We start from the raw sequence: 20,460 nt of genomic DNA, 5'->3' as shown, positions 1-20,460 counted from the left end.
TTCTTGGCATGTTTTATGCTCATTTATTTCTACCTTAACCGCAACGATTAAGGAGCCCCGATGCCACATGATGTTGATTTAATTATATTACTTGCTGTCGGTTTTGGTATGGCCCTTATTTTTGGCTATATCGCAGCACGTCTACGCCTCCCCCCTTTAATCGGCTATCTTGTTGCCGGTATTATTATTAGTCCAAATACGCCCGGTGTTGTGGGTGATATCCAGCTGGCCAATCAGCTGGCCGAACTCGGTGTCATGTTCCTGATGTTCGGTGTGGGGATGCATTTCTCCCTCAAAGATTTATTACAGGTTCGCCGCATTGCCTTACCAGGTGCGATTTTACAAATTGCCGTGGCAACCTTACTCGGCGTTGCGGTGTCCATGTATTGGGGCTGGAGCTTCGGTTCAGCGTTGATCTTCGGTTTAAGCTTGTCCTGTGCCAGTACAGTGGTCTTACTCAAGGCGCTAGGAGATCGTGGCCTGCTCGATTCGGTGAATGGAAAAATTGCCGTCGGCTGGCTTTTGGTCGAAGACCTAGTGATGGTGTTAGCACTGGTACTTCTCCCTGCAACGGCGGTATTGCTGGGCGGACAAGCCCTTCCAGGTACCGATACTTCACAAAGCATCTGGGTCACGATCGGGATCACCCTGCTTAAAGTGACGGGCTTTATTGCCTTCATGCTGATTATTGGTAAACGTCTTGTGCCGATGATCATGCAATTTGTGGCACGTCTAGGCTCCCGTGAACTATTTACCCTGACTGTAGTAGCAGCTGCGGTATCGATTGCTTATGGTTCATATGCGGTATTTGGCGTATCCATGGCATTGGGCGCATTCTTTGCCGGGATGGTGGTTAAAGAATCGGACTTTAGCCATCGTGCCGAAGAAGAAACCCTGCCCCTCCGTGAAATCTTCTCGATTCTATTTTTCGTTTCCGTGGGTATGTTATTCGATCCAAGTATCTTGGTCGAAGCCCCATTAAAGATTTTAGCGGTGGTTGCCATCATTATGGTGGGTAAAACCTTGGCTGCAATGGCTTTGGTGCTGTTCTTCCGCTACCCGATTAATACTGCTTTAACGGTAGGTGCAAGTCTGGCCCAGATTGGGGAATTCTCTTTCATTCTGGCGACACTGGGTTTATCACTCGGTTTACTGACACCGGATGCACAAAACCTGATTCTTGCAGGCGCATTATTCTCAATTACGCTGAACTCATTTGTGTTCTCTGCGATCGAGCCCGTACAGCGCTGGATTCGTGAGCGCTCGCATTTGGCACGTTTACTGGAACGTAGTGGTGACCCACTGGCAATGCTCCCGGATGAGGTTGATCAGGCTTACCTGCGCGATCAGGTAGTGATTATCGGCTATGGGGGGGTGGGTCGTCGTATCAGTGAAAATCTGATGCAGCAAAACATCAAAGTGGTGATTGCTGAAGAAAACCGGGAAATTGTTGAAAAACTACGTGCCCAAGGCAGAGCAGCGGTCAGCGGTGAAGCCACCGAACCGAATGTCTTGATTCAGGCACACATTCAGCATGCACGCCTGTTAGTGATCTCACCAATGGATATTCTGGATATTCATCGTATCGTGGATATTTCCAAACAACTTAATCCTGAAATTCAGGTCCTGATCTGTGCAGAAAGCAAAGAAGAAGCCGTGATTATCCGTGAGGAAAATATTGGAGAAGTATTCTATGCCAAAGAGGAAATGGCCAAGAATATGAGCCATCATATCCTCAATCAGATTGAACTCGCTCATCAGACCGAAGCCCATTAACAAACTGCTTTAAACGAAAAAGCGTACCTTGAGTACGCTTTTTTATTTTTCAGGATTAGCTGAAATGGCTAGGTTGCTCGTCCAGCACTTCGGCTTGCCATTGATTCATCTGCTTTTCTAGCAATCCGAACAAGGCTGCCTGAATCATATGCTGTGCGACGGCTGGCGTCTGGTCTCCGAGGATGGCCTTCACCTCATCACTAAACTGGATTTTGACCAAAGGCTCATTTTCAGAACCCGCATTGCGCAAAGCAAGCTCACCACCTTCGAGTTGAACCAATTCAAGAATTGCTTCCTGATTACCAAATAATTCTTTTAACTGTTGCATTGACATAAATTTTCTCCATGTTTCAACATGGTGGCAAAGTATTTGGCACTTTGCGCTCTCACGTCTTATTTATATAAGTGCTGAGGGAATAGATTTCAAGTCGTCTTAAAGTTTCGACTTAGAACTCCACCATTTCATTACGAAAACCATCAATTAAGTGACTTAATTCACGATGCCATTCACGTAAGATTTTGGCATCGGGCAACCATGCCTGTGGGCTTTGCGTCACCTTGATAATCAAATTAGAAGAGGTTTCATTTTCAGGTTCTGGTGCAGAGGGCTCGGGTGCATACTGACACATCCGATAGGCACGTTTCAATTCAGCCACAAAACCGTCTTTAGCCAGTTGTTGTAATACCTGAATCTCTGGAGAGACCTGCCCTTTATCCGCCATATGTTCTTCAATCGACTTAAAGGTCGGCTGCAAGTCATTCAGGCGATAATAACGTACCAGTTCTTGCAAAAATGCCAATATTGCCCCATGCAAATGGAAAACAGCAGCTTCACGATAAGCCTGTGCTTGTTGAATATGTTCTGTTTGCTCAGCTTGTTGACATGCGAGACGGGCGAAATATAGTTTCTGATTGGTACGATCTGCATGATAACGAGCAACACGGGACATAATATTTTTCCTTCAAAATCCTTCCACTTGGATAGCTTAAGATTAAATGCTTTAATGATAAAATCAATATCTTTTGAGCCCGCTCATGCGTCATATTCAACAAGCCATCCTGAGCTTAATATGCTGTATGGCGATTTCAATGAGTTATAGCTGTGAACCTGCCGGTTTGGACTGGGAAAAGCTCTATGCCGATTACGATCTCAACCGAGATCAAATGATTGATCAAAATGAATGGACAAAACTCATTGACCTAAAAGATCAACCTGTTTCTTGGCAAAAACAATTTTTCCCGCTCGACCGTAAACGCATAAAGATTTTTAAAGCACTCGATCAGGATCATAATGGCTTAATCGACCAACAAGAAATCACCAATATCTATGGCTATTTTATCAACCCTTGTCAGGGTTGGGGACAAACATGGGGTAAATAAGGCGAAGACAAGTGACTCGATGCCCAACTCGAGCAGATAAAGTTTTCGCTTAGCCATGACTTGAATAGGTTGGTCGAATGGACGGATATTCGCAATCATCCAAGCGAAATAGCCTTCAGCCCAATATGAGGCGCAAGCTGCTTCAACTTCATCCACTCGCCATGCATGGACGGCTTCTATATCGACTAAGGCAACGATTCTTCATCGCCATCCTGCAACAGAAAGTTTTGATTCTCGACAATTACTACATCTTTTATAGGCAATGCCTCAGGATGCCATGAGCGAACTTCCAAGGTTTTCTGACCTTGCGCAATTCGCCCGGCATTGGGAGCAAAAACCGATAAAGCGGTATATTGCTTTAACATACAGAATTAAGCTTGATCTTCCGCAATTTTCACACGGATGCCATAGTTTTTTACTTTCAAGGTATTTAAATCTTTCACTGCTTTGACCGCTTCACGTGGATTCGGCATTTCAACAAAACCAAAGCCTTTGGATTTTCCTGTTTCAGCATCTTTGACCACCACACAAGACTCGACTTTGCCATAAGCTTTAAACAAGTCGAGCACTTCTGCATCGGTCACGCTACGATCTAAATTACGAACTAAAATTTTCATGCTAAAACCTAAAACATGATTCACCCTCAAATCGGTGAATCAAAATAAATTGAATCTGGGTAGTTTAATCCAAATCGATCCCAAAACCTAAATTGATTGCAGTCGAACGCGAGCGACTGGCTTGCCCATAAGCACGCGGAATATCACGGTGAATCTGGGTATCGACTAAATGTTGAGGTAAATCATTGAGAAAATAACTTTCTATTTTGCGACCGAGCTCATCATATTGATCATGAGCCCATAGATTTAAATTCTGTTTTGTCAAAATGAGTTCATTCTCGGCACGGGTCAAGGCCACATACAACACACGGCGTTCTTCTTCCACATCGTCAAAATCGCCCTGTGCCCGTGCATGCGGATACTGCGTTGGCGAGACATGCGGTACATAACAGACTTTTTGCTCGGCACCTTTAGCCGAATGGATGGTAATCAATGTTACCAAGTCCTGATCTGGGGTTTTATCAATTTCCGAGACCGAAATTGGATCGAGTACATATTCCTCCAGAAACTCTCCAAGCGAACTGTGTTTACGTGCCAGTTGCTTGACCAGATCAAAATCTTTGACACGGCGGGTCCAGTCTTTGGTTTTATAGTTATTTTCCAGTTGTTCATTCAAGGCATCCAGCGCCAGCCCAATGCAGGCTTCGACATGTTGCTGCAACACATCCAGCTGCATCAGGATCAGGATGGCTTGTTGCGGTACTTTGCCATGACGCTCTAAACGCTGGCAACGCGCCTCAATATTAGGTAGCTGGATCAGTTCCTGAGCTAATTTACTGGCACCGACATCACCGACACCATCCCAGAGCGTCAAGAAACGCATCCATGCCAGATCGTCCTGCGGATTAACACTAACACGGAGTAGACTCAGCACATCTTTAACATGCGCCGATTCCAGCAGTTTCACCCCACCAATAAAACGGTAGGGAATGTTGGCGGCAATCAAGGCCCCTTCCAGATAACGCCCACTAAAACCCGAACGCAACAGCACCATATGCTCTGCCCATGCCGCGCCCTGCATATGCCGACGATTTAAATCCTGAATAATCCAGTTGGCTTCTTCAAACTCATTACTCAGGATATGCAACTGAGGCTTTAAACCTTTACCGCGATAGGCTTGCAGATGCTTGCCATACTCAATCGGACTTTGCGCCAGCAACCAGTTAGATAAATCCAGAATCCCCTGCGTGGAACGATAATTCATTTCCAGCGTCAGCACTTGGGCATCAGGGACACGTTCCCTAAAATGGTGGATATTTTCAAAATCCGCCCCACGAAAGCCATAAATCGATTGTGCATCATCGCCGACACAAAACAGTTTGACCTTACCGACTAAGGGTTGCAATAACGCCCATTGCAACGGATTGGTGTCCTGCATTTCATCGACCAGTAGTGCTGAACAGAAGCCGGTAACCCATTGCACCAATTCAGCTGAGTTTTGCAAATGCACCGCGACAATCGACAAGATGTCATCATAATCGAGAAAATTGCGTTCTTGCTTACGTTGTTCATAGGCTTGCATCAGTTCCGCAATTTGCACCTTGTACTCCACTGCTTGCGGTAACTGCTCTAATAAGGCGTCAGAGAGTTTGGTCTTGGTATTACGGGCATATGAATACAGATCACATAATTCAGCTGCTTTTGGCAATACATTGCCCTTATCCTTGCCGCGCAGTAAACGGAACATCAGCAACTGATCATCACGGTCAATAATGCTGAACTGGGTCAGACCAAAAGCGCGCGGATTACGACGTAACAAATACATGCAAAAGGTATGGAAGGTGGATGCACGCAAACCTTTGGCCTGTGCACCCATATGCTGCTCGACACGGGTGACAATTTCACTTGCAGCCCGACGGGTAAAGGTCAGAATCTGGATCTGCTGTGCAGGCAAACCCTGATCAATTAAATATGCCGATCTCGCCACAATGGTCTTGGTTTTACCACATCCCGCTCCTGCCAGAACCAGACAATTTTGTGCAGTCGTGGTGGCAGCCTGTTTCTGTTGTGGATTCAGTTCATCAATTAGCTTGGCAAGCGTCATACAATCGGTCAGTTACAAACGAATCGATATTTTAACAGACTAAAGCCATGCAAATGTTTCTCGCTACAAAACAAAAAAGGGCGTGCAAAAGGCACGCCCTACAATTTTAGCGAATGAGTTAGGCGGTGGTTGAGCTATGCGGCAACTGTTTGATCGCTCCCGCAAAGGTCAGGTAATTAATTCCCTGGAATAAAATATCAATTGCCAAGAACATTCCCAACACCCAGAACGGTGAATCCGGTGATGAAAGGATTAAAATCCCGGTAAGTAAGGTTAATATGCCTGAAAACAGCACCCAGCCCCAACCAGAAACCGGTCTCAGGATAAATGCATTCACAGTGCGGATAATCCCCGCAATAATCAGGGCAATCGCCAGAAAGCTGGTGAGCACTACCGCAGTGATCACCGGTGTGGTAAAGGCAAAATAACCCGCCACCAAGTACAGCACACCAAATAAAGCCCACAACCAGCGCGTACCGCCTTTAAAGACGGTAAATGCGGCAATAAAATGCAAAACGCCGCCCAGCATCATCAAGACACCAAATAACAGTACCGCAGACAAGGTGGCGAATGGTAGCGCAGCTAAAAGAACCAAGCCAAAAATAACCAGTAACACGCCCAATAACAGATACCATTTACGATCAGCGTGTAGCTGATTGCGAATCAGATCGTTACCCACTGTTTTCATCATTATTTACTCTTTTATCTTCAATGTTATATGCCTATATTGGGCCTGTTCGTCACAAAATTCTGTATAAGGCATGTTGAAAATTAATGATGGAATGTCAGAAAACTTGTGTTTTATTTCATATTTTTGAGCGTTCTGTTGAATGCTATGGATAAATCTAAACTTATCCACAATTTACTTGATCCACCCCACTTCCCTGGCCGTTAAAATACTGATTACCGTTTCATTCAGGTCATTGGGCATTTTACTTTTATGTTCGGATAAGGGAATTCTTCCTCCCATAATTTCAGCTTCAGTTTGTGGATATAAAGGCTGCTGATCGGCTTGGGCATAGCCAATCGGGAAAATCGGTTCGCCATTATTCAAATTATATTTATCTGTCGCGCCAAACCCGTGTAGTAATTCATGTACCAACACCACATTGTTCTGTGCAGCCTGTTTGGGTGAAGCAAATAAATTGACCGAGCCGATTCGTCCACGCTCCAGCGCAGTCGAATGCTTCAATTCCCTGCTCTGCTTCGGATCATAATAATTCAGATATAGCGTCAAGCTTGGTGAACCATCTCCCGATTGATGCTGTTCCCATGCATAGAATCTGAATTTCAGGCTCCACAAGATATTGTTCAAGATACTCGGCTGTTCAGACATCTTTGGAGGTACTTGCTGTAACTCGCGTCCAATCTGAATCATGAAATAGCTGCTTTGTCCGCGATACTGCTGGCTATTTTTCTCTAAATACTGTTTCACCTCAGCAAAGTCATCTTGCTGTAATTGTTGAATATACTGTTGTGTGGTCGCTAAACCATCAGCATTAATCGGATGCAATAAAATATGAATCGGTTGATTCCAGTCCTGATTCTGATCACGATAGGCATTCACGGCGACCACCAGCAACACGACCAGCAAAATCGCGACCCGAATATTTTTCCACATATCATTTCCCCAATAAAAATATATTTCTTGTTTTTCTTGATGCGATAAAAAATGCTAGCAAGTGCTAGCATTTTTTTAAATCTGAATATTTAGCCTTCTACCCATTTTCCGTCTTGGAACACCAGACTCCACTTGGTTTGTTTGCCTTCAGCCGTTTCAGAACCCACATATTGTGACTGGTTCTTACGACTAAATTTCACCACGGTTGGATTGCCTTCAGGATCAACATCTGGCGCTTGCAGCAGGAATTGATACTTCGGATCAAGCTGTTCCGCAACACTTCGTAATTCGGCTACTTTCGGCGCGCGTGTTTCACGAATTTTCGGGAATTTACTTGCAGCCAGGAATAAACCAGCCGCGCCATCACGCAACACAAAGAAATCATCATGCTTGGTTGAGCGCAAGTGTTCCATTTTGATCGGATCAACACGTGGAGGTGCTGGCTGACCACTCTTCAAGACCTTACGGGTATTGTCGCAGCTTGAGCAGGCAAAATACGGACCAAAACGGCCAGTTTTCAACTGCATTTCACCATCACATTTATCACATGGAATGGTTGGGCCATCATAGCCCTTGATCTTGAATTCACCTTCTTCGACTTCGTAGCCATCACAATCTGGGTTATTACCACAGACATGTAATTTACGCCCCCCGTCAACCACATAGCTGTCCATCGCCGTACCACATTTAGGACAACGATGTTTCGACATCAAGTCAGCGGTTTCAGCACCATCATCATCCGACAATGCAGCTAAAGACTCGACTGGTGTTAGATTCAGTGTACCCTTACAACGCTCTTTTGGTGGCAGGTTATAACCTGAACATCCCAGGAATACGCCTGTTGTTCCGGTACGTACCTGCATTGGGCGCGCACATTCAGGACATGGTACATCTGGCACTTCAACCGGCTGGTTACGGCGCATGCCGCTTTCGCCCTGTGCATTGGTCAAACGCTTTTTAAAGTCACCGTAGAAGGTGTCTAATAGCTCTTTCCAGTTACGCTCACCTGTCGCAACACGGTCTAACTGACCTTCTAAATCTGCAGTGAAAGCATAGTTCATCAGGTTATTAAAACTTTCATCCAGACGATCCGTCACGATCTCACCCATCTTCTCGGCAAAGAGACGACGGTTTTCCAGTTTCACATAACCACGTTCTTGAATGGTTGAGATAATGGCAGCATAGGTCGATGGACGGCCAATGCCTTTTTTCTCAAGTTCTTTAACTAAAGATGCTTCGGTAAAACGTGCAGGTGGTTTGGTAAAGTGCTGGCTTGGATCAAGCTTTTCTAACTTGAGCACTTCGCCGACTTTCACTGCTGGCAGCAACACATCATCATCTGATTTGTTTGCACCACGCACACGGGTAAAACCATCAAAGACTAGAGTACGGCCTTTGGCCTTTAACTCAACATTTGCCGCTTCAACGGTCAACGTCGAAGATAAATATTCTGCTGGTGTCATTTGACAAGCGACAAATTGACGCCAGATCAAATCATATAAACGCTGAGCATCACGCTCAACACCTGCAAGTTTGTCACCCGTCAATCCAACATCGGATGGACGAATCGCTTCATGCGCTTCTTGCGCGCCTGCTTTATTGCCATAACGGTTTGGCTTGGCCGGCACATATTTTTCACCAAAATTTTGCTGAATATGATTACGCACCATATTCACCGCGTCATCACTCAAGAAGGTTGAGTCGGTACGCATATAGGTAATAAAACCACCTTCATACAAACGCTGTGCCAGCATCATGGTTTTCTTCACCGAGAAACCTAGACGGGTACTTGCTGCCTGCTGCAGGGTCGAGGTGATATACGGTGCACTTGGATTCACCTTGGTCGGTTTATCTTCGCGTAATGCCACCTTATATTCAGCATCTTTTAATACGTTCAATAACGCATCGGTTTCAGCTTTATTCTTGAGCTTAAGCGTCTTACCGGCTTGTTTCACAGCTTCCAGACGAATGTCATCTTTCTTCGACAAGGTATCTGCAAATACCTGCCAGTATTCTTCCGGGATAAAGGCCCGGATTTCACGTTCACGCTCGACCACCAGTTTGACTGCAACCGATTGTACACGGCCTGCCGATAAGCCACGGGCAATCTTTTCCCACAGCAATGGCGACACCATAAAGCCCACCACACGGTCAAGGAAACGACGTGCCTGTTGTGCATTGACACGGTTCAAATCGAGACGTGTTGGCTGTTTAAACGCTTCCTGAATGGCATTTTGGGTAATCTCGTTAAAGACCACACGATGGTAACGACTGTCATCTCCACCAATTACTTCTCTTAAATGCCAGGCAATCGCTTCCCCTTCTCTATCCAAATCCGTTGCGAGATAGATAGCATCGGCATCTTTGGCAAGTTTTTTCAGTTCGGCAACCACATGTTCTTTGCCCGGCAGCACTTCATAATGGGCGATCCAGTCATGTTCCGGATCAACACCCATACGGTTAATCAGTGCAGATTGGGCTTTTTCCGCTTTTTGCTGTTCAGTCAGCTTGACACGCGTTGCCGGCTTCTTTTCGCTAGACTTCGCTCCGCCGCCTGTCGGTAAATCACGGACATGACCGACCGATGACTTCACCACAAACTGTGAGCCTAAATATTTATTAATTGTTTTCGCTTTTGCAGGCGACTCCACAATCACTAAGGCACGTTTCTTTGCAGCAGACGCGGAAGCTGCTGTGCTTTCTGAAGCAGAGCGTGGAGTTTTCGCCATAATAAATCGTTTTTCCTGTGTTCAATCAATAAATTAGCGTTGAGCCAATTCATGTAAATAAGTTTTTATCTGTTCAAGCTGTGTGGCTTTTAAGTCAGTTTCTTCATCCCAATATAGCCCAACACAGTTTGCCTGCATATCAATAGCATAAACTCCTGTTAATGCAATGGTTAAATCATTAAATTTCTGATCACCTTGCACGACCTGAAGCTTGCCATCCACCACTCTTGCGCGCATAAGCGGCAGGCGGGCATCTGGAATCAGGACACTATAATAAGCCACCATGCTGGCACGCTTTTCTGATGCCATTGGAATTTTCGTCCATTCTGGTGCGGCGATTAAACGTGGATGCAAACCCATTTTTCGTGCCTGATCGCGCATCATGCCCAATGCTTTTTCTCGGGGACTGACACGTAAGCCAAAAATCGAGCCAAGTACAAACAGTACAATCGCAACTGTGATCCAAATTCCAATATTACTCATAAAGTTGCCCAAAATGTCCTTTTATTAGCGTTACATAACTTGAATCCAAAAGGCAAGCTTTCCTTACAGTCGACTTTCAAGACTTTGATTTATCATTCAAACTTGAAGAGATCGCAGTTATCTAACCTTATTTTTCTAAAGTTTAAAATATGATGAATGCCAGAAATACACAATAAATACATCTCTGATTCTTGAATCTCTATTCAACAGGTATTTTATGATGGCAAATCGCTTAATAATGCGGCGGTTTATCACTCATCGGATCAAAAGGCGCAATCCCGTCCGATAAATCCGACGATTCAACCCGACGATATAACAGTTGCATCTGTTTTTTTAGATCGGCTATTTCTTGGGTCTGAAGTGCCAGTTGTTGATTCAATTGTTCAACTAAATCATCTAAAAATGCAATTCGGACTTGCAAATCTTCAATGGGTGCGGAAAATGACGCGTGATCATCAAAATTTTGTGGTTTAGTCATTTCAGACCTCATCTGAACTTTTAGGAAACATTATGGCCTATATTACTTTAAGGGATGTCCATCTCGCATTTGGCGGACCTGCCTTACTCGACGGCGCGAACTTTAACCTGGAACGTGGCGAACGAGTCTGTTTAATTGGTCGTAATGGCGAAGGTAAGTCTACTTTATTAAAACTGATTGAGGGAAGCCTGTTACCGGATAACGGCGAAGTTTCCATTCAAAACGGTTTAACTGTTTCAATGTTAGCCCAAGACGTCCCGATGGACTCAGGTAAAGTTGCAGATATCGTGGCCGAGGGTGCTGGCGAAGCTGCCAATGTCTTAAAAGAATATCATGAAGCCAGCGATGCCTGCGTACTGGGCGATATGGAAGCCTGTGACCGTATGGGCATGCTGCAGCACAAACTCGATCAACTCGATGGCTGGGCGCTCGAAAACAAGGTCAACTCGATTCTCAGTAAAATGGGACTTGATCCGAATGCTGACTTGGCAGATTTATCAGGCGGACGTAAACGTCGCGTACTGTTGGCGCGTGCTTTACTGACTCAACCCGATGTCCTGTTACTGGACGAGCCCACTAACCACCTCGATGTCGAAAGTATCGAATGGCTCGAAAAATTCTTACTGGATCAGAATAATCTGACCCTACTATTTATCTCGCATGACCGTTCATTTGTTGACAGTATCGCAACCCGTATTGTCGAGCTGGACCGTGGTATTTTGCGGAGCTACGAAGGTAACTATTCACGTTATCTCGACCTCAAAGCACAGCAAATGGAAGCAGAAGAAAAGCAGAATGCTCTATTCGATAAAAAGTTAGCTGAAGAAGAAGCCTGGATTCGTCAAGGTATTAAAGCACGTCGTACCCGTAACGAAGGTCGTGTCCGTGCCTTGAAAGACTTGCGTGAACAGTCTAAGGCACGTCGTTCACAACAAGGCAAGGTCAGCATGGCAACCCAGGAAGCCAATCGCTCTGGTAAGCTAGTGTTTGAAATTGAAAACCTGAGTGTGAGTTACGACAGCAAAGCCCTGATTAAAGATTTCTCTGCCATCGTGTTGCGTGGCGACCGCATCGGTCTGGTCGGTGACAACGGTGTCGGTAAAACCACCTTGATCAAAGCCATTCTGGGTGAAATCGAACATGGCGGTTCAGTCAAGACTGGTACTCAGCTTGAAATCGCCTATTTTGACCAGTTACGTAATGCGCTTGATCTGGAAAAGACCGTGATGGCCAACGTTTCAGAAGGCTCAGACTTCGTCGATGTCAATGGTAACCGCCGTCATATCTATAGCTATTTACAAGATTTCCTGTTCTCTCCAGAACGTGCCCGCACCCCTGTTAAAGCGCTTTCTGGTGGTGAACGCAACCGTATTCTTCTCGCAAAATTGTTACTCAAGCCATCCAACCTGATCGTGATGGATGAGCCAACCAATGACCTGGATATGGTGACGCTTGAGTTGCTGGAAGAAATGTTATCGGAATACAAAGGCACCTTGCTGCTGATCTCGCATGACCGTGCCTTTATGGATAACGTTGTGACCTCAACCTGGGTATTTGATGGCAAAGGTAATATTGATGAATATATCGGTGGCTATCAGGACTATCTAGAACAACGTCCAGACCAGAAAGTCGTTGATCAGAAAAGTGATGTGAAAAAGGCACAAGCCAAAGCTGAAGCGGCTGCCGCAGCTGCAAACGCTACTGCACCGAAGAAAGTAAAACTCAGCTATAAAGATCAGCGTGCGCTTGAACAGTTGCCTGCTGAAATTGAAGCATTAGAGACTGAACAAGCCACCTTATCAGAGAAACTGGCTGATGGTTCATGGTTTGTCAGCGATGCCAATGCAGCGACTCAGGCCAGCCAGCGTCTCGCAGAAATTGACGAGTTATTGCTAGAAAAGCTGGAACGTTGGGATGAGCTGGAAAATCTCAGCAAAGGCAATTAAATAACCAGTGAGCATCTATCTGTTCGGGATAGATGCTCTATTTAAAATCAAATCGGAGGTTATATCTTAAAATTCTCTTTTAATGACTGATAAATATTAAAATTCTCATCATCAAAGCAGACAAAAATGACGTCTGTTATAAACTGACTTTGTTTTAATTGCTCAGCAATTGTTTTTAACGCAATTTGAGCAGCCTGCTGTTTAGGAAAACGATAAATTCCTGTGGAAATATTTGGAAATGCCACACTTTGTAGGTGCAAATTTTCAGCCAGTTTAAAACTATTCCGATACGCATTTTCCAACAATAACGCTTCATCGTGCTGTCCATCGACCCAAGTGGGTCCAACGGTATGAATGACATATTTTGCAGGCAGATTTCCAGCAGTGGTCATAACCGCTTCACCAACCGCACAGCCGCCCTGTTTTGCCCTTATTTTTTGACAATCTGCCAAAATCGCTGCGCCGCCTTTTCGATGAATTGCGCCATCCACGCCACCACCGCCAAGCAATGAAGTATTCGCTGCATTTACAATCGCATCTACGGCAATCTGAGTAATATCTCCCTGAATGATGTTTATCGTTTTCACCCTGATCTCCTGATCGAAATAATGATTAGCCTATCGATAAAAGCATGCGCTTTATCTTTTAGATTTAAAAGTGTAGGTACAATTTGACCTAAGCTTCAATTCGCAACAGGTAAATTCTGATAGAACATGAACTCACTCAAAACCAAGCGAGCTGTTCTCATCGCGTTGCAGAATAAAGAAATAAGGCTGGGGCTGCTGTTTCAGATCCATCCAGCCCAATACGGTATTTTCATCTATTTTTCGAAACACATCGTGTATCGGCTTTTCATCATAAATCATCGTGGCTGATATTTTCCCTCGAAACTCAGTCATCCTTAAACGGGCCTTACTGTCTTTGGTTTTTAGAAGTTTCAAGCCACCAGCCAGAGACTTGGCATTTTTTTTCAAAAATTTAAAATCCAGATTTAAAGGCAGCCACTTGGGATCAATGAAAAATAACGCTGTTTTTTTGGTATTCAGCAACACTAGGGGATAGACCGTTTCCTGATCTATCAATAATTTTCCATACCAGTTTGCCTGCGCTAACAGACCATTCATTGGATGCCCAGTGATGACCTCATATCCTTTCCAGCGACCATACATCAATGCACAGTCTATTTCCTCTAGCTGATCATAAAACTCGATCATTTGCTGAGCATCGACTTTCTTTCCTTGTGATATTTCCTGAATATTCATCATCCTTCACCTTTTTTTGTTGTATGGGGCTTAATCTTAATTAAGTCAGGTATGAGCTCATTGTATTACAGCAGTACAACAAGCAAAAAACTCTCATTCATTTTCCGTCGAGTAGCAGCCGAACCAAAGCGTGTGGGCATATTCTCAGGTGCACTTCATGTTACACTGCTCCAAAATTCAACATTATTTACTCTACTAAGTTTATGAGTCAAAAGCAGTCTTATATTCCTGGCGAATTTCAATGGGAATTTCTATTACCCAAATATTGGAAAATCTGGATCGCCATTTTTTTCCTTATGTTATTGGCCATTCTCCCGTGGGCAATCCAGTGGCGCTTGGCCCATGGCTTAGCAGGATTATTCTGGCATCTGCTCAAGTCACGCCGTAAAACCACCCTTCGAAATCTGGAACTTTGTTTTCCAGAATGGTCACCTGCGGAAGTCGAAGCTCAGGCCAAGCAGGTTTTTGTTGATATGATGCTGGGGGTGTTTGAAACCCTAAATGCCTGGTACTGCCCGCAATGGTTTAAGGGTCGTCATAGCATTGAAGGTTTAGAACATATCACTGAAGCAAAGGCTCAAGGCAAAGGCATCCTGTTACTGGGGACGCACAGTACCTTGCTTGATGCCGGCGGTTATATCTGTGCCCAGTATTTTGAGCCGGATGTGGTGTATCGACCACAAAACAATCCTATGCTGGATATGCTGATTTATCGTTGCCGTGCCACCATTTATCAGCACCAGATCGATCATGATGATATGCGCGGCTTGATCCGTCGCCTTAAAGACGGTGGCGCCATCTGGTATAGCCCGGATCAGGATTTCGGTTTGAAACAAGGTGTCATGGCCCCGTTCTTTGGTGTCCCCGCAGCAACGGTCACGGCACATCGCCGTTTACTCAAAATTTCAAAAGCGGTTGCAATTCCGCTGTATTTTTATCGCTACGGTGATGTCCGTAATCCACAATACAAAGTACTGATTGAACCGATGGTGGACAATATGCCAAGCGAAAATGAAGTGGGTGATGCGATTCGGGTCAATCAGATTATTGAAGCTCAATTACGTATCGCACCGACGCAATGGATGTGGTTCCACCGCCGTTTTAAAACCAGAGCCGAAGGCTACGAAAAAATCTACTAAGCAACAAAGAGCCAATCCATATACATGAATCGGCTCTTTCTTTAATAGAACAATAAGACTTAATTCGGGAAAATCACGCCTGAACTTAAATCGTAATAGGTTGGGTTATTACTATAAACCGAGCCTAATTTCACATTGATAAACCAGCCTAGATTACCCTGATCTTGTAATCGGTTTTGTACCTCGCTCGCGAGATCGAGTTTATAAATTGCATCTTCGTTAAAGACCTTGGATTCAATATTGCTTGTGCTGCTGCTATCACGTTCAAATAAATAGCCTTTGGTATTAAAGAACGCAATTGCATTATCCTTATCAATCAGGTGATAGCCTTCCGCGGCCTGCTGTTTGAGTAACAGGTCTAACTTGGTTGGATTGTCCTCATAGAATCCCGCGCTGGTTTTTGGCATTTCAAAATAGCGATAACTATAAGTACCGTTATGAGTACTGCTGTTTACACAGGTGGGTACATAAAACGTGCCATTGGTTGTACCATTATAGGTAAAGGTACTGCCCGCATAAATTAGCTTACAGCCCTGAGCCCCGAGCTGGTTAAATACGGTCAGAATATTAGCGCGGCTGGTATCGGTCAAGAAGCGGTTGTCATAACTATAAGTCGCTGGTTTTTTGTCATTTTTAACAAATAAATATTTATAAGTATTGCGTGGTGACTCACCCAGAGATGACTTATACGCGAAGCCTGCAACACCTTGTTTTTTAATTTCAGCTAACCAGAACAGATAAACATTAGCTACCACATTGGTGGTGACATCAGCGATTTTATAGCTATAGCTATCGGTCGAAGCATTATTTTTAATATATAAATTCTTAGGTTCAGGGAAATCACTATTGGGCTTTTTTACATCCAGAGAGTGACTGACTAAGGCAAAGCCCTGATGCCCCTGCTCATTGGCTTGCATCAGGAAATTCTCGAGAGAGCTCTGGTTGTCTAACAGGCGATAGCTTGCGGTGGCTTTTTTTACAGTCGGTTTAAATAAGCTATAGCCCTCAACATTGGTACGGGTATAGCAGGTTACGGCCCTCGATGGATCAATGCCATCCATATAAGCTTGAATATCCTTGATGGTTGCCGTTGCGGGTACATCACACATCCCCTCACCTTTAAAGCCATAGGCGGCAGCAATACCATTCGGACGATATCGATCAATATATTTCACCCGGTTTGCTGTAGTTGTACCACTGCTTTCTGTCGCGGCAATCTCGGTGAGCAAAGCATCATCCGAAGCTACACTATAGGTTTTGATCACAGCCCCAGTACAATCTTCTTTTTCAAACTGACGTTTTTCAGTGGTAAAGCGAACACTATTATCTGAAGTTTTATAAACAGTTAAGTTTGTTCGTGCACCTTCATGACAAAAGCCGCTTAACCATGAACCAACAAAGCGGTCAGCCACGACTGGGGTCGGTGTAGGAGTTGGAGTCGGTGTAGGTGTTGGTGTTGGTGTAGGCGTTGGAGTCGGTGTTGGGGTCGGTGTTGGGGTCGGTGTAGGCGTTGGAGTCGGTGTAGGCGTTGGAGTCGGTGTAGGCGTTGGTGTTGAATCGGAATCATGATCCGAGCCACAGCCGACTAGTACTGCACAAGTCATGCTCAGTGCGAATTGTGTCCATATATTTTTCATTATTTTACCCTCTGTGTGATTTTTTCACATATTCATAGATGTGAAAATTTAACACTTTTTTGCTTGAGTGCAAATATATTTGTGCGTAAATTAATAACGAAAGGTCAAAAATAATTTATTGATGGGCTGAATGTATGGACACACAAGAAAACTTAGCCAGACAACTCAATGCCTTACCTCAAGAATGGCAGCAGTGGCTAGAAGAAAATTTAGAACGCGGCTGTCATCCCAATGATCTCGTCAGGATTTTGCGACGTGAAGGCTTAATTGATCTGGACAAAAATGTTGCACCCCAGACGTCGCTGGAACCACAGCACTATCATCAACTCGAACAGATCGCATTAGAAAAACAGGAACAACTAAGCAGCGCTTTTAATCCCCAGCAAAAAAAATGGCTGGCACAGGCGGTGTTGAATGGAGCAGATCAAACCTATATTTATCAAAGCTTGCAACAACAGGGCTTAAGTGAAATTGATATCGCCCTCGAGCTGGTGCAGTTAAAACAGCATCCTTATTTTCAAATCGCTCAAGAACAGCATTTTTTAGTGCAGAAAAGAAACTGGTTGCTCCACACGCTCGACCATTTTGCCCGTTTAAATCCTGACTATCAGTCCTTGAGCCGTATCGCGCTTCCCTCATTCGCGCAATTCATTCAAGCCTATTACAGCCGGAACTTAGCTGTGGTGCTCACAGGTTCAATCGATCATTGGCCTGCATTACACAAGTGGTCACCGCAGTATTTCAAAAAAACGGTGGGAAATCAGGAAATAGAAGTACAGTTTAACCGTGAACAGGATCCCTTATTTGAACGCAACTCGGTGCAACATAAAACTAAGATGTTGATGCGGGAATTTGTCGATTTAATTGAACACACCCCTCACTCGAATAATTTTTACATGACGGCCAATAATGCCAAAGCCAGCCAGTCCAGTTTAGCCGCATTATTTCAGGATATTGATCATTTTCATGGCTATACAGATCATCGTCAGGTCTATGACCGCAGCTTTATCTGGTTTGGGCCGAAAGGTGCTTTTACCCCTCTACACCATGATTTGACCAATAATATTCTGGTTCAAATTTACGGCCGTAAAAAAGTCACCTTAATTCCGGCGCTACAAGTTGCCAATTTATATAATGATGTCGCAGTATTCAGCAAAGTTGCCAATCCTTATCAACCCGATATCACAGAATCGTTTCCAGACTTTGCCTTAAGCAGCAAAATCGAATGCATTCTGGAACCGGGTGAAGCTTTATTTATTCCTCTCGGCTGGTGGCATTGTGTCGAGAGTCTGGATATCTCCATCAGTGTGTCATTTACTCATTTTAATATCGACAATACTGGCGCTGAATCATTTCCCACGTCCAGCTATAGCTAATACCGGATTAGTCAATCACTGATCCTGCTTCAACTCTTCAGGTGCTTTAATGGTAAAACCAACCCATCCGCTCATGACCGAAAACGAATTATCTGCCGACAATACCCAGGGCATCATTGCCCAGCAGGCAGAAACCACTTTGGAAAGCATTTTTCCAATGATGCAGCATATTGCGCGCTGGTTAATTCATTCAGGGGTAGGCTATACCGACTTTGTTGCTGCCTTGAAGCCCATCTTTTATCAACAGGCACTCGCAGAACTCGACCGGATTCAACAGAATAAAACCGATTCAGCGGTCAGTTTACTATCCGGTCTACACCGTAAGGATGTCAGTGCGTTTCGGCAACAGGCCACTCAAAATTCCAGCGAGGCGCCCAATTTTGCCATTAGCGTCCCCGCCCGTGTCATTGCACGCTGGATTGCACTGGATCTTCCCCATCAGATTCCGGTTTCTGGTGAAACAGATAGCTTTGAAGCCCTGGTTAAGCATATCTCGACCGAAAAGCATCCGCGTTCGATTCTTTTTGAACTGCAACGTTTAGGTGTGGTTGAACAACAAGACCAGCAGGTGGTTTTGCAGCAAAATAGCTTTACACCGGATAATCAAATGCAAGAGAGTAAGGCGCTCTTCTCTGCCAACCTAACTGACCATTTAGCAGCAGGAATTGATAACTTTATCAGTGAAAAACCGTTTACTCATCTGGAACAGGCCGTCCATGCCGAGAAACTGACTGCCCAGTCGGTGGAAGCACTTCGACAACTCAGTCTCGACCTTTGGCAAGACATGGCAAAACAATTATTAAATGCTGCCATCCATTATTGCGAACATGACCAGAACCAAGCAGATGCGACCTATCAGTTCCGTTTTGGTGTGTATCAATATGATCACCAGATAAAACTGCAAGTACCTTATCTCTTTAAGGATCAATAAAAATGAAAACAATACTTTTCCCAAGCATTTTTTTAGTTTCCGCCCTGGCATTGACCGCATGTGGTGAAAATTTTTCTGCGGCCAATGTCAGCTTGGGAGGAAGTGGTTCGGGAACGCTGAAACCTTTGCCGGGTGGAAATAATGGCGGGATTTCCAATCCATCAACCGGAGATAAGGATGAGCGTTATGAGTACCTCATCGCGATCCCGAAAGAGAGTCAAAGTAGCTGTAAAGGCATACAACGCACGATGGGTTTTATTGATGCTAAAACCAAACAGCCGTTCCCCGTCAATTCGCTTCAGCCCTTGGCGATGGCTCCTTTACAGATTGAAATTAGTAACACGACCTCCGATTATATCTATCAGCGTGTCCCACTTTGCCGTCCAATTGAATTTCAGGTCGGTGAAACCATCATGTTTCATGGACAATCATTGAGATGTCCGATAGATCAGGATGAAATCCAGGTCTTGCGCCCTTATGAAACCCGCCGCTATGAGCTGGATCTAAGTTTTGCTGAAACTGAACTGCCCTTGATCGTTAACTATAATGCTTTTTATGCTACAGACTTACCGAGCATTGACCTGGCATGGGAAAAATGTGAAGCCGCGCAGATCACTGTGCCTATTTATAAAAAACTGGTACCTAAAAAACCTGAACGTATTGAACCACCGCACCCTGATACTGAAATATCGGCAGGAGAGAAAAATAAAGCATCTGAATAAATAAAAAATTAAAACCCGAGCCTTGCATCCTGCAAAACTCGGGCAAATGAGGTTGTGCTTTCACGTTATTTTTATTGGGTTGCGTCCATCGCATGCATCATATCCATGATGACTGTTCCATCTCAGCGCTGCTTATCCTTAATCGGAAATCCATTCCTGCGTCCTTGTGCTGATGTATTTAGAATAAATCTTTTGTACCTGTAGGGCTATTCGTTACAAACTTAAATCCATGTACGAAATAACGTACATTGATTAGCTAAAGTTTAAAATCATAGGTTTTAGCAACGCGCTGAAATTAAAAAGAATTGCATCGTTTCAA

General features: G+C 44.5%; 19 protein-coding genes and 1 pseudogene. 7 read left to right on the top strand and 13 right to left on the bottom strand.

Going from position 1 to position 20,460, the window contains the following annotated elements:
• The first annotated feature begins 60 nt into the window (after nt 1–60).
• Nucleotides 61–1,776 (top strand): cation:proton antiporter, encoded by a 1,716-nt coding sequence (locus IEV39_RS15995; RefSeq protein ID WP_005226661.1) that lies wholly within the window; start codon nt 61–63, stop codon nt 1,774–1,776.
• Between the two features lie 55 nt (nt 1,777–1,831).
• On the opposite strand, the gene IEV39_RS15990 is transcribed toward IEV39_RS15995, so the two are convergent.
• Nucleotides 1,832–2,110: a hypothetical protein gene (locus tag IEV39_RS15990; protein WP_005226660.1), complete on the bottom strand. Its 279-nt coding sequence runs from the start codon at nt 2,108–2,110 to the stop codon at nt 1,832–1,834.
• Nucleotides 2,111–2,222: 112 nt separating this feature from the next.
• Nucleotides 2,223–2,726, bottom strand: coding sequence for a DUF6586 family protein (locus tag IEV39_RS15985; protein WP_005280620.1), 504 nt, complete (start codon nt 2,724–2,726; stop codon nt 2,223–2,225).
• 85 nt (nt 2,727–2,811) lie between these two features.
• On the opposite strand from IEV39_RS15985, the gene IEV39_RS15980 reads away from it, so the two are divergent.
• The gene (locus tag IEV39_RS15980; protein ID WP_005280622.1) at nt 2,812–3,156 is read left to right on the top strand and encodes an EF-hand domain-containing protein; all 345 of its coding nucleotides are present in this window, start codon (nt 2,812–2,814) and stop codon (nt 3,154–3,156) included.
• An 18-nt stretch (nt 3,157–3,174) separates the two neighbouring features.
• On the opposite strand, the pseudogene IEV39_RS15975 reads toward IEV39_RS15980, so the two are convergent.
• The 8 genes and pseudogenes from IEV39_RS15975 to IEV39_RS15940 all read right to left on the bottom strand — a co-directional run.
• Nucleotides 3,175–3,521 (bottom strand): annotated as a pseudogene (locus tag IEV39_RS15975) (ASCH domain-containing protein); the annotation flags it as partial.
• Between the two features lie 6 nt (nt 3,522–3,527).
• On the bottom strand, nt 3,528–3,773 hold the full coding sequence (locus IEV39_RS15970) for an RNA recognition motif domain-containing protein (RefSeq protein ID WP_005280627.1): 246 nt from the start codon (nt 3,771–3,773) through the stop codon (nt 3,528–3,530).
• Between the two features lie 64 nt (nt 3,774–3,837).
• Nucleotides 3,838–5,817, bottom strand: coding sequence for an ATP-dependent helicase (locus IEV39_RS15965; RefSeq protein ID WP_005280630.1), 1,980 nt, complete (start codon nt 5,815–5,817; stop codon nt 3,838–3,840).
• Nucleotides 5,818–5,935: 118 nt separating this feature from the next.
• Nucleotides 5,936–6,508, bottom strand: coding sequence for an HdeD family acid-resistance protein (locus tag IEV39_RS15960; protein WP_005280632.1), 573 nt, complete (start codon nt 6,506–6,508; stop codon nt 5,936–5,938).
• Between the two features lie 171 nt (nt 6,509–6,679).
• Nucleotides 6,680–7,438, bottom strand: coding sequence for a hypothetical protein (locus IEV39_RS15955; RefSeq protein WP_005280636.1), 759 nt, complete (start codon nt 7,436–7,438; stop codon nt 6,680–6,682).
• 89 nt (nt 7,439–7,527) lie between these two features.
• Nucleotides 7,528–10,167: a type I DNA topoisomerase gene (gene topA / locus IEV39_RS15950; RefSeq protein WP_005280639.1), complete on the bottom strand. Its 2,640-nt coding sequence runs from the start codon at nt 10,165–10,167 to the stop codon at nt 7,528–7,530.
• 33 nt (nt 10,168–10,200) lie between these two features.
• Entirely contained in the window at nt 10,201–10,650 is a 450-nt protein-coding gene (locus IEV39_RS15945; RefSeq protein ID WP_005280642.1) for a hypothetical protein, read from the bottom strand.
• A gap of 232 nt (nt 10,651–10,882) precedes the next feature.
• A complete protein-coding gene (locus tag IEV39_RS15940; protein WP_005280646.1) occupies nt 10,883–11,128 on the bottom strand; it encodes a SlyX family protein in 246 nt (81 codons plus the stop codon).
• A 32-nt stretch (nt 11,129–11,160) separates the two neighbouring features.
• On the opposite strand from IEV39_RS15940, the gene IEV39_RS15935 reads away from it, so the two are divergent.
• Complete coding sequence (locus IEV39_RS15935; protein ID WP_005226652.1) at nt 11,161–13,074, top strand: ATP-binding cassette domain-containing protein; 1,914 nt, start codon at nt 11,161–11,163, stop codon at nt 13,072–13,074.
• A 59-nt stretch (nt 13,075–13,133) separates the two neighbouring features.
• Here the strand turns inward: IEV39_RS15935 and IEV39_RS15930 are convergent, their stop codons facing one another.
• Both IEV39_RS15930 and IEV39_RS15925 read right to left on the bottom strand, forming a co-directional pair.
• Nucleotides 13,134–13,661 (bottom strand): O-acetyl-ADP-ribose deacetylase, encoded by a 528-nt coding sequence (locus IEV39_RS15930; RefSeq protein ID WP_005280649.1) that lies wholly within the window; start codon nt 13,659–13,661, stop codon nt 13,134–13,136.
• A 132-nt stretch (nt 13,662–13,793) separates the two neighbouring features.
• The gene (locus tag IEV39_RS15925) at nt 13,794–14,336 is read right to left on the bottom strand and encodes a DUF4334 domain-containing protein (protein WP_005280652.1); all 543 of its coding nucleotides are present in this window, start codon (nt 14,334–14,336) and stop codon (nt 13,794–13,796) included.
• A 203-nt stretch (nt 14,337–14,539) separates the two neighbouring features.
• Between IEV39_RS15925 and IEV39_RS15920 the strand changes: the two genes are divergently transcribed.
• Nucleotides 14,540–15,475: an LpxL/LpxP family acyltransferase gene (locus IEV39_RS15920; protein WP_005280655.1), complete on the top strand. Its 936-nt coding sequence runs from the start codon at nt 14,540–14,542 to the stop codon at nt 15,473–15,475.
• A gap of 59 nt (nt 15,476–15,534) precedes the next feature.
• On the opposite strand, the gene IEV39_RS15915 is transcribed toward IEV39_RS15920, so the two are convergent.
• Nucleotides 15,535–17,112, bottom strand: coding sequence for a PT dipeptide repeat lipoprotein (locus IEV39_RS15915; RefSeq protein WP_005280657.1), 1,578 nt, complete (start codon nt 17,110–17,112; stop codon nt 15,535–15,537).
• A gap of 134 nt (nt 17,113–17,246) precedes the next feature.
• On the opposite strand from IEV39_RS15915, the gene IEV39_RS15910 reads away from it, so the two are divergent.
• The 3 genes from IEV39_RS15910 to IEV39_RS15900 are packed head-to-tail and all read left to right on the top strand — an operon-like array spanning nt 17,247 to nt 20,141.
• Complete coding sequence (locus IEV39_RS15910) at nt 17,247–18,488, top strand: cupin-like domain-containing protein (protein WP_005280659.1); 1,242 nt, start codon at nt 17,247–17,249, stop codon at nt 18,486–18,488.
• 49 nt (nt 18,489–18,537) lie between these two features.
• Nucleotides 18,538–19,419, top strand: a complete 882-nt coding sequence (locus tag IEV39_RS15905; protein ID WP_005280661.1) for a DUF6502 family protein — start codon at nt 18,538–18,540, stop codon at nt 19,417–19,419.
• 2 nt (nt 19,420–19,421) lie between these two features.
• Nucleotides 19,422–20,141 (top strand): hypothetical protein, encoded by a 720-nt coding sequence (locus IEV39_RS15900; protein ID WP_005280662.1) that lies wholly within the window; start codon nt 19,422–19,424, stop codon nt 20,139–20,141.
• Nucleotides 20,142–20,460: the final 319 nt, after the last annotated feature.

This window comes from Acinetobacter courvalinii, assembly GCF_014635545.1.
GTDB classification, from domain to species: Bacteria; Pseudomonadota; Gammaproteobacteria; order Pseudomonadales; family Moraxellaceae; genus Acinetobacter; species Acinetobacter courvalinii.
This window is presented reverse-complemented; position numbering and strand designations above follow the sequence as displayed.

Coding starts and splice junctions, on each gene's coding strand:
- IEV39_RS15995 (WP_005226661.1), top strand. CDS start 61: ATGCCACATGATGTTGATTTAATTATATTACTTGCTGTCGGTTTTGGT.
- IEV39_RS15990 (WP_005226660.1), bottom strand. CDS start 2,110: ATGTCAATGCAACAGTTAAAAGAATTATTTGGTAATCAGGAAGCAATT.
- IEV39_RS15985 (WP_005280620.1), bottom strand. CDS start 2,726: ATGTCCCGTGTTGCTCGTTATCATGCAGATCGTACCAATCAGAAACTA.
- IEV39_RS15980 (WP_005280622.1), top strand. CDS start 2,812: ATGCGTCATATTCAACAAGCCATCCTGAGCTTAATATGCTGTATGGCG.
- IEV39_RS15970 (WP_005280627.1), bottom strand. CDS start 3,773: ATGAAAATTTTAGTTCGTAATTTAGATCGTAGCGTGACCGATGCAGAA.
- IEV39_RS15965 (WP_005280630.1), bottom strand. CDS start 5,817: ATGACGCTTGCCAAGCTAATTGATGAACTGAATCCACAACAGAAACAG.
- IEV39_RS15960 (WP_005280632.1), bottom strand. CDS start 6,508: ATGATGAAAACAGTGGGTAACGATCTGATTCGCAATCAGCTACACGCT.
- IEV39_RS15955 (WP_005280636.1), bottom strand. CDS start 7,438: ATGTGGAAAAATATTCGGGTCGCGATTTTGCTGGTCGTGTTGCTGGTG.
- topA (WP_005280639.1), bottom strand. CDS start 10,167: ATGGCGAAAACTCCACGCTCTGCTTCAGAAAGCACAGCAGCTTCCGCG.
- IEV39_RS15945 (WP_005280642.1), bottom strand. CDS start 10,650: ATGAGTAATATTGGAATTTGGATCACAGTTGCGATTGTACTGTTTGTA.
- IEV39_RS15940 (WP_005280646.1), bottom strand. CDS start 11,128: ATGACTAAACCACAAAATTTTGATGATCACGCGTCATTTTCCGCACCC.
- IEV39_RS15935 (WP_005226652.1), top strand. CDS start 11,161: ATGGCCTATATTACTTTAAGGGATGTCCATCTCGCATTTGGCGGACCT.
- IEV39_RS15925 (WP_005280652.1), bottom strand. CDS start 14,336: ATGAATATTCAGGAAATATCACAAGGAAAGAAAGTCGATGCTCAGCAA.
- IEV39_RS15920 (WP_005280655.1), top strand. CDS start 14,540: ATGAGTCAAAAGCAGTCTTATATTCCTGGCGAATTTCAATGGGAATTT.
- IEV39_RS15915 (WP_005280657.1), bottom strand. CDS start 17,112: ATGAAAAATATATGGACACAATTCGCACTGAGCATGACTTGTGCAGTA.
- IEV39_RS15910 (WP_005280659.1), top strand. CDS start 17,247: ATGGACACACAAGAAAACTTAGCCAGACAACTCAATGCCTTACCTCAA.
- IEV39_RS15905 (WP_005280661.1), top strand. CDS start 18,538: ATGGTAAAACCAACCCATCCGCTCATGACCGAAAACGAATTATCTGCC.
- IEV39_RS15900 (WP_005280662.1), top strand. CDS start 19,422: ATGAAAACAATACTTTTCCCAAGCATTTTTTTAGTTTCCGCCCTGGCA.